General features: G+C 50.8%; 9 protein-coding genes. 4 read left to right on the forward strand and 5 right to left on the reverse strand.

What is annotated here, in order from left to right; genetic code table 11:
• Positions 1–21: 21 nt before the first annotated feature.
• Genes nth through ACQY18_RS01630 form a run of 4 tightly spaced genes read right to left on the reverse strand, consistent with a single transcriptional unit; the run spans position 22 to position 3,154 of the window.
• Complete coding sequence (gene nth / locus ACQY18_RS01615) at positions 22–699, reverse strand: endonuclease III (RefSeq protein WP_428038594.1); 678 nt, start codon at positions 697–699, stop codon at positions 22–24.
• On the reverse strand, positions 662–1,480 hold the full coding sequence (locus tag ACQY18_RS01620; RefSeq protein ID WP_176777973.1) for an iron chelate uptake ABC transporter family permease subunit: 819 nt from the start codon (positions 1,478–1,480) through the stop codon (positions 662–664). Before ACQY18_RS01620 ends, nth begins: the two co-directional genes overlap by 38 nt.
• The gene (locus tag ACQY18_RS01625; RefSeq protein WP_428038595.1) at positions 1,473–2,264 is read right to left on the reverse strand and encodes a metal ABC transporter ATP-binding protein; all 792 of its coding nucleotides are present in this window, start codon (positions 2,262–2,264) and stop codon (positions 1,473–1,475) included. Before ACQY18_RS01625 ends, ACQY18_RS01620 begins: the two co-directional genes overlap by 8 nt.
• Complete coding sequence (locus tag ACQY18_RS01630; protein ID WP_176777975.1) at positions 2,252–3,154, reverse strand: metal ABC transporter solute-binding protein, Zn/Mn family; 903 nt, start codon at positions 3,152–3,154, stop codon at positions 2,252–2,254. The genes ACQY18_RS01625 and ACQY18_RS01630 overlap by 13 nt, the downstream gene beginning before the upstream one ends.
• Before the next feature lie 92 nt (positions 3,155–3,246).
• Here ACQY18_RS01630 and ACQY18_RS01635 point away from each other — a divergent pair, with 92 nt between their 5' ends.
• The 4 genes from ACQY18_RS01635 (at position 3,247) to ACQY18_RS01650 (ending at position 8,093) form a co-directional block, all read left to right on the forward strand.
• Positions 3,247–4,134: a DMT family transporter gene (locus tag ACQY18_RS01635; protein ID WP_428038596.1), complete on the forward strand. Its 888-nt coding sequence runs from the start codon at positions 3,247–3,249 to the stop codon at positions 4,132–4,134.
• A 215-nt stretch (positions 4,135–4,349) separates the two neighbouring features.
• The gene (locus ACQY18_RS01640; RefSeq protein ID WP_176777977.1) at positions 4,350–5,219 is read left to right on the forward strand and encodes a DUF4912 domain-containing protein; all 870 of its coding nucleotides are present in this window, start codon (positions 4,350–4,352) and stop codon (positions 5,217–5,219) included.
• Positions 5,220–5,221: 2 nt separating this feature from the next.
• Positions 5,222–6,844 carry a 1,4-alpha-glucan branching protein domain-containing protein gene (locus ACQY18_RS01645; RefSeq protein ID WP_176777978.1) on the forward strand — a complete coding sequence of 541 codons (1,623 nt, stop codon included), beginning with the start codon at positions 5,222–5,224 and terminating at the stop codon, positions 6,842–6,844.
• A 133-nt stretch (positions 6,845–6,977) separates the two neighbouring features.
• Positions 6,978–8,093 carry a hypothetical protein gene (locus ACQY18_RS01650; protein ID WP_428038597.1) on the forward strand — a complete coding sequence of 372 codons (1,116 nt, stop codon included), beginning with the start codon at positions 6,978–6,980 and terminating at the stop codon, positions 8,091–8,093.
• 90 nt (positions 8,094–8,183) lie between these two features.
• On the opposite strand, the gene ACQY18_RS01655 is transcribed toward ACQY18_RS01650, so the two are convergent.
• The coding region (locus ACQY18_RS01655) for a type IV pilin protein (RefSeq protein WP_428038598.1) at positions 8,184–8,669 on the reverse strand (486 nt) is incomplete at its 5' end.

The following is an 8,669-nucleotide window of genomic DNA, read 5'->3' on the forward strand; positions in this document are numbered from 1 at the left end:
TTTTTGCCCAATCACAAAATTTTACGCGCTTATTTTTACCCCTTTCCGCGGGCACAAGGGGCGCAACGGGCATTGGGAGCAAAGGGGCCTGCGCGCATTACACACTTGGCGGCCGTGCAAAATAAGCGCAATCGCAATCCACCCCCAATAACGGTAGGGAATAACCCCAGTCAAATCTTTTTCCACCTTTACCGGGTCCGTTTGGCAAGTCAAACCCAGGCGGTAGACCAACCGCTTTACATGGGTATCCACTACAATCCCTTCCGGCTTTTTGAAATAATCCCCCAACATCACATTGGCCGTTTTGCGGGCTACCCCGCGCAGGGAAAGCAAATCCGCCATATTTTGCGGCACTTCCCCGCCGAAAACATCACAAATGCGCCGGGAGCTTTCTATTAAGGAAAGCGCCTTGCTGTGGTAAAATCCGGCCGAATGGATGATTTTTTCCACCGCCTGGATGTCCGCCTGCGCTAACGCCTGCGGCGTGGGATACGCCGCAAACAGCGCCGGAGTAATGGTATTCACACGCGCGTCCGTGCATTGGGCGGACAAAATAACCGCGCAAAGCAACTGCCAGGCGTTTGCATGGTGCAACGGAATAATATGTTTGGGATACAGCTTTTTTAAGGCGCGGATAAGCGGCAGCGTGTCCGGCTTGGGGTTAGCGGGCATAACGGCTCCGCAGACGGTTCCACGCATAAGCCGCCGCCAAAAAGGCTAAATTTACCAAAATAATGGTAGCGCCGGACGGTATATCAAACAAAAAGGATAAAAACACGCCCGCCCATACCGCCAGTACCGCCAGTACCACCGCCCACACCAACACTTGCTTAAACGTGCGCGCGAGCATCAGCGCCGCCACCGGCGGAATAATCAGCAGGGCGGAAATCAGAAAAATTCCCACCACCTTAAACGTAAGCACCACGGCGGCGGAAGTAATCAGCGTAAGCGTTAAATCCATGGCCTGCACATTAATCCCGCGCGTATGTGCAAACGGCGCATCAAACGAAGCGGACACCAAATCCCGGTAGAAAAAGGTTAAAAAGAACAGTAAAATAGCCAACAGCACCGCGCACAAGACGGCTTCGTCCCAACCTACCGTCAAAATACTGCCGAACAGGTAGCCCAGTAAATCCGTATTAAACCCGCCCGCGAGCGCCGTAATAAACAGGCCGACAGCCAACCCGGCCGCGCTAACAATCCCAATTGCCGCGTCCCCGTAAATGCGGAATTTTTCCGCCAGTTTCAAAATACCCACGGACGACACCATCACCACCGGGATAGATACATACACCGGCGAGGCCCCCAACAAAAGCGCCGCCGCCACCCCGGTTAAACACACATGGCTCAGGCCGTCCCCAATCAAAGAAAGCCGTTTTAAGACGAGAAACACGCCCAGTATCGCACAGATTGCCGCCGCCAAAGAGCCCGCCAGCAACCCGCGTTGCACAAAGCCATAACTTAAAAATTCACTAATCATGGTGCGCCTCCCCACAACCGCCCAGCGGGCAGTGCCCCGCATTATGCAGGTGGTCTATGGTATGTTGGGCAAACGCCCCCAACTTGGCCGCCACCGCGGACGATTGGCAAAATTCCTGTTTGGTTCCGTAAAAAACCAACTCTTTATCCACATACATAAATTTAGAGATGTATTTTCCCACCTCGCCGGTATCGTGCGTGATTAATAAAATAGTCACGCCGTGGCGGGTGTTCAATTCCCCCAATAAATTAAAAAAATCTTCCCGGCTGCCCGCATCCAACGCGGCGGACGGTTCATCCAAAATAAGCAGTTGGGGTTTGCTGACCAACGCGCGCGCCAACAGCACGCGCTGTTGTTGGCCGATAGACAAATCGTGAAAAATCCGCTTGGCATAATCCAGCGTGTTGGTTTGGCGCAGGGCCCCATACACATTGCGCAGGTCGGACATCCGCACCCCGCTATGCAGGCGGTTAAATTCCAACCCCATAAAAACTACTTCTTCTACGGAAATGGGAAAACGGCTCTGCGCTACCGGGCTTTTTTGCGCCAGATAGCCTATTTTTTGCCAATCCTTAAATTGCGCAAGCGGCGTGCCGAACAGGCGGATTTTTCCTTGCCCCTTTTCCAAACCCAACAAAACTTTTAACAGCGTGGTCTTTCCGCCGCCGTTGGGGCCGATAAGCCCCACATAATCCCCGGCTTCCACCTTAAAATTAATGCCGTCCAACACCCAGGCGGATTCATACTTAAACCGTACATTTTCGGCTTCTATTACGCTTTGCATTGTAAACCCCTTGCCAAATTGGTTAAATTGCGGTGCATAAACTGCGCATAAGTGGTATGGGCCGCTACATCTTGGCGGCTGACGTGTTCCACCGTATACAAAGGCAACACCTGCGCGCCGGTTTCCCGCGCCACCGTAGCGGCTAAATTTTGGGCAATTTCTTCTTCCGTAAACACATATTTTACGCCGCTTTGGCGCACTTGCTTAATCACTCCGGCCAATTTTCGTACAGAATGTTCCCCGTCGTGCGACGTGCCCGCCAGAGCCGTCAAATGCAACCGGTACCGCGCGGCCAAATTGCCAAACGCCAAATGGCCGATATGCACCATTTCGCGGGTTTGGCAAGCGGATAACACGCGGGAATATTCCGCATCCAATTCATCCAACTCCTTCAAAAACAGGGCCAGGCGTTCTTCAAAAAAAGCACGGTTGGCGGGGTCCTGTTCGCTTAACGCCGCACTTACGGAGCGGGCAAACGGGCGCATATTGTCAAAATCCATCCAAATATGCGGGTCTTTGGACGGCGCCGCGCCGCTAGCCGCCTCCACCACCGCGGCACCGGGGCGGACACTGGGCAAAATATCTTTTACCCACGGCTCCAACTGCGGGGACACATATATAAATACCCCGGCCGAATGAACGGCAATAATGGTGCCGGGGGTCGGCTCAAAAGAGTGCGGCTCCGCATTGGCGGGCAAAAGCATAGACAAATTGATTTTATCTCCCCCGATTTCCCGCGCTACCGCAAATGCCACATAGCCGGACGTGACCACCTTTAACCGGGTGTCCTGCGCCGGGGCTTGGCGGCGGGCCAGCAAAGCAATTAGCCCCGCCACACCAACCGCCGCTATGATTAAAAGTCTGACAAAAAACGCTTTTTTGAATTTCATAAAATAATCCTTATATATATTATACTTTTTTGTATCCCCGTCTTTTGGGGCAGTTATTTACTATAATGTAAAAAATACAGGAGGAAAAATACATGAGTTATTTGTTGGCGTTTTGTTTGGCCCTTTGTTGGGGCACGGCCTTTTTGGCTTCAAAAAATATGGTGGAAGCGTTGCCGCCGTATTGGAGTACCTTTTTCCGCGTGTTAGCGGGTTTTATGTTTTTTGTTGTTTTTTACGGTGTTCAACGCAAAAACCTCAAATGCCCGGTTAAAGAATTGTGGCGCCCGTGGACTATTGGTTTTTTGCTTATTTTGTTCCCGTTTGCGGCTATTTCCTGGGGGCAACGCTTTGTGGCGCCCACGATTGGCGGCATTTTTAACGGCACGGTGCCGATATGGTCCTTTATTGCCGGGGCCATTTTGTTAAAAGGCGTGGACCGCTTTACCTGGCGCCGCGCCGCCGGGGTGAGCGTGGGGTTAGCCGGGTTATTATGCACGGTGTGGCCGTCGCTTTCCATTGGGCATGACAAATGGGCTATGTATGGTTGCGCCGCCATGCTTTTAATGGCGTGGTCTTACAGCTTGGGCAACGTGCTGACCAAAAAAATTATGGTGGATAACCAATCCGTTTCTTTGGAAGCCAACACCTTCCACCAATATTTATTTTCTGCCGTGGTATTACTCGTGGTGGCGTTTTTTGCCGAGCCGTTCCCGGCCACCAGCGCGTTTAGCCCCAAAGTGGTTTTATCCATTTTAAGTGCGGGTATCTTCTCGTCCGCGGTGGCGTTTTTGCTGATGGTAGCCCTGATTAAACGCTGGGGGGCCACGCGCATGGCCTCCGTCACTTATTTTACGCCGGTGGTAGCCATGGGCAGTGATATTATCGCCCGCGGGCGTATGCCCTCCGGCTTGGAACTGATTGGCCTGGGTATTATTTTTGTCAGCCTGTTCCTCATCCAAAAGCCGGTAGAAGCAAAATAAAACCGCTTTTTCTTACCTCAAGTAGACCCCGCACACCGGCGGGGTTTACTTTTTTTGTTGCCTTTTGAAACCCCCGGCCGCCGCAGTGCTAAAATAATCTAAAAAGCCCTTGATAAAAACGGCTATTTTTGCCGGAATAAATGCTACAATATAATAGCTAAAGAATATCCTGCTAATTTGATAGAGTTGATTTTCTAAAGGGTGAGGTATTAAGTATGACACAAAATTTATCGTCTACCGCGTTTGTAAAACCCGCGGTAAAAGACGCACAAGCCGAAGTAAACATCCCGGCTTCTTACGGCAAAACGGAAAGTTTCCTGTTGCCGAAGGACCCGGCGTGGTTGTTCCTGTTTTGGGAAATTACCGCCGCTACCATAGAATGTATTAAAAGCCAATACAGCGCGGACCTGTTAAACGCCGCCAAAACGATTATCCGTTTGTACGACGTGACCGGCGTTCCGTTTTTTGACGGCTCCAACGCGGTGCAATTTTATGATATGCCCGTTATTTTTGAAGCCCGCAGCTGGTATATCAACGCACCCGCAACCGGGCGCAGCTATGTGGCGGATTTGGGCTTTTTAACGCCCGACGGCCGCTTTATTTTGGTTTCCCGCAGCAACCAAACGCTCCTGCCGCCCGGCAAAATATCAGACATTATTGATGATAAATGGATGATTGTGGAAGGGGACTTCCAAAAACTCTTAAAACTCTCCGGCGCGGACTACATTGGTTTGGGCGCCAGCGAACGGATGCAAGTGGTGGGCCAACGCTGGAAACTGACCGAGCTGACCACCTCCGGTGCGCCGACCAGTTGGTCCTCTTTTGCGCTCCACACGCAAACCCCGCAAACGGACGAGGACATCTGGCTCAAGGCGGATTGTGAAATTATCATTTACGGCTCCGCCTCTAAAAATGCCACCGTTTCCATTAACGGCCAAATTATTGAATTAAAAGAAGGCAAATTTTCTATCCGCCAACACCTGCCCGCAGGCAGCGTGGTGGACTTACCCATTAAAGCCCAAAACGCCAAAGGGGATAAAGTCCGCCAAATCAACATTAAAGCGCTACGCGAACAGGGGAAATAACTATGGGAGCAGAAAAAGGCTATTTAGCGCTGGTATTACACGCACACTTGCCGTTTATTAAGCACCCGGAATACCCGGACTTTTTGGAAGAAGACTGGTTTTATGAAGCCATGGTGGAAACCTACCTGCCGCTGTTAAATGTATTTGAAAATTTACAGGCGGAAGGAACGGATTTCCGTTTAACCATGTCTTTAACTCCGCCGCTTTGCAATATGATGTCGGACCCGCTGCTCATTGAGCGTTTCCGCCATTATTTGAACCAACGCATTGAGCTTTCTTCCAAAGAAATTGAACGCACCCGCAACACCGCGTTTGAAGCCGTTGCCAAAATGTATTATGACAAATTCCGCCGCTACCAGGATTTGTTTGAAAACCGCTACCACGGGCATATTTTGGAAGGGTTTAAGAAATTTCAAGATTTAGGTAAACTGGAAATTATTACCTGCTGTGCCACGCACGGCTATTTGCCGCTTATGGTGCATAAAGAAAGCGTAAACGCCCAAATTAAAACCGCCGTGACGGACTACCGCAGCCGCTTTGGCCGCAGCCCGCGCGGGATTTGGCTGGCCGAATGTGCCTACAACCCGGGCGACGATAAATTCCTGCGGGAAGAAGGCATCCGCTTCTTCTTTACGGAATCGCACGGCGTACTGCACGGCACCCCGCGGCCCAAATACGGCATTTATGCCCCGGTATACTGCCCGCAAACGGGCGTGGCGGCTTTTGCGCGTGATATGGAATCGGCCCAACAGGTGTGGAGCGCCGAATCCGGCTACCCCGGTGACCCGCGCTACCGCGAATTTTACCGCGATTTAGGCTACGATTTGGATTACGACTACATTAAGCCTTATCTCCATTCGGACGGCGTACGCCGCAATATCGCCATGAAATACTATAAAATTACCGGCAAAGTACCGCTGAACCAAAAACAGCCGTACAACCCGCACGAGGCGCGCGAAGTGGCCGCCCAGCACGCCGGCAATTTTATGTTCAACCGCCAAAAACAGATTGAATATTTAAGCACGCTGATTGACCGCAAGCCGCTGGTCGTTTCCATGTATGACGCGGAACTCTACGGCCACTGGTGGTACGAAGGGATAGAATTTTTGGAATTTTTATTCAAAAAACTCTATTACGACCAGACGGATATTAAGCTCGTCACCCCCAGCGAATATTTGGCCATGTACCCGGTCAACCAAACGGTGCGTCCGTCTATGTCCTCTTGGGGCGATAAAGGCTACCACGACGTTTGGCTCAACAGCGGCAACGATTGGATTTACCGCCACTTGATTAAAGCGGCCGAACGCATGATGGAAATGGCAAACCGTTTCCCGAATGCGGACGGACTTTTGCGCCGCGCGCTGAACCAAATGGCGCGGGAATTAATGCTGATGCAGTCTTCCGACTGGGCATTTTTAATGACCACCGGCACCGCAAAAGAATATTCCACCAAACGTACCAAGGACCACATCAACCGTTTTAATGAGTTGTACGAACAAATTAGCGGCAACCGCATTAACGAAGCGTATGTGTATGACTTGGAACAGAAAGACTCTATCTTCCAACACATGGATTATAACGTCTATGCCAGCGCGGCGAAAGACGCCGTACTGAAAAAATACTAATCAGCCGTTTGCTTTTCATCCGCGGTCCGTCGGGCCGCGGATTTTTTTGTCTGTCCGGGCCATTTGGGCCCAGCCCCAATTTAGGTCTAAAGACTCTGTTTTATCCGCTACCGTTTTTACTATACTAATAATAATGAAAACATTAATTATTACCCTACTATTGTTAGCCACTCCGTGCGCGAGTGTCTCTTCCCAGGGGCTTGTAAGAACCCTGCCCAAAGCGGCCAAACAAGCCGTTAAACGCTCCTATAAAAAGCAATCCCCCACCTTAAAAGCGCGCTTCAAGGCCGAGCAAGTCCGCCCCGTGTATAATCTCGCCACGGCACGCCGCATTGATTTAGTCATGAAAAAAACCGCCGCTAAAGATTTGTTAGCCCGCCGCCACCTTTATAATATGGAAATGCAAAAAGTTATCCAAGCGTTGCCCAAAATACAAGCGCTGGAAAAGGCCCCCAACGCCGCCGCATTGGCCGAAGTAAAAACATGGGTGGAAAACCAGATTATCAACAAAACGCTCAAAAAGACGTTGCTAACCTTACTGGAACAAAAAAAATACGCGCAAATGGCGCAGGAATTGTCCGATTATTACGCCATTCCGTTAGACAGAGATTTACTGACATTATCCCAAAAAAATATGCGTGAAACAGTGGTAGAAAGTGCGTTGGCCTATACCAAACGCCACCCGCACAAACCCAATTTGCCGTTGCGGGAGTTGTTAAAGTCGGAAAAAGTAAACGCCCGCACCAAAGAAAACATCCAACGCTACTTGCAGAACCCGGTAATGGTCAATGTAGTGCCTATGGGTTTCAAAACCATGGTCCGCACCGCCTACAAACAGCACTATAAAGGCGTGCGCCAGGCAGTCAATGCGCCGGAAGTGCAAGCCACGGTAATGTCTTACAATAAAACGGTAGCGGAGTTGCGCAAATTTGTAGCCAAACACCACCGCCAGCCCCGCTGGAATGCCCCGCTGGCCGAACGCCGCCTGTACAACAAATTGCAGTTAATTATAGTGCATAACGTGACCAACTGCTTTTGTGAAGCGGAAACCGTCAAGCAGGAAATACGCGCCATTTTGGCTAAATATCCGAACCGCTCTTACGAAGAATTTCACAAAGATTATACCAACTTTGTAAAAACGTTTAAGCGCCAACCGGAACCGCTGACTCAGCGCCCGGGTGCCTCCCCGCGCGAACAACGGCTGTATGATGAAATGGCCCGCTTTATGATAGACGGACAATTAAAATAACCGTTTTACATACAACCCAAGGCCCGAATCGGCAACCGCCGCTCCGGGCCTTTTTTATACATACGGCGCCCAACAAAACGCCCCGCCTGTTTACGGCAACTGATAGGTACTCCCGCGGAGTAAGGTGCCGCCCATAGATTTACAAACTTTGGCATTCCCTATACAATGGCGCTCGGACGGATAGGAAGAATTTTGCAAATACTGGCGGTAAACAATATAAGCATCCCCATCCGGCAACTGAGCCTGCACATACGCCCCTGTATCTCCCGCTATCCCTAATAAATCAAGAACCACTCCGTTGGAAGTCCGCACAAATCCATTGTCCCCGGCGCCGCCTTCAAGCTCGCACCCGGTGGGCATATCCACATCCAACTGGGTCACCAAACCTGTATACGCCCCATTGGCCATATAATACGCTTCTTCCGCGTCCGCCAACGTCCGCACGATAGAAATATTGGCCGACAGGCGGCTCTTTTTGACGGCCACCTCGTATTGCGGAATTGCCACCCCGGCTAAAATGCCGATAATCAGCACCACCACCAATAATTCAATAAGCGTAAAGCCGCCTAAACGGCT

Origin of the sequence: Candidatus Avelusimicrobium faecicola (assembly GCA_900540405.1) — a bacterium.
Classification (GTDB): Bacteria; Elusimicrobiota; Elusimicrobia; order Elusimicrobiales; family Elusimicrobiaceae; genus Avelusimicrobium; species Avelusimicrobium faecicola.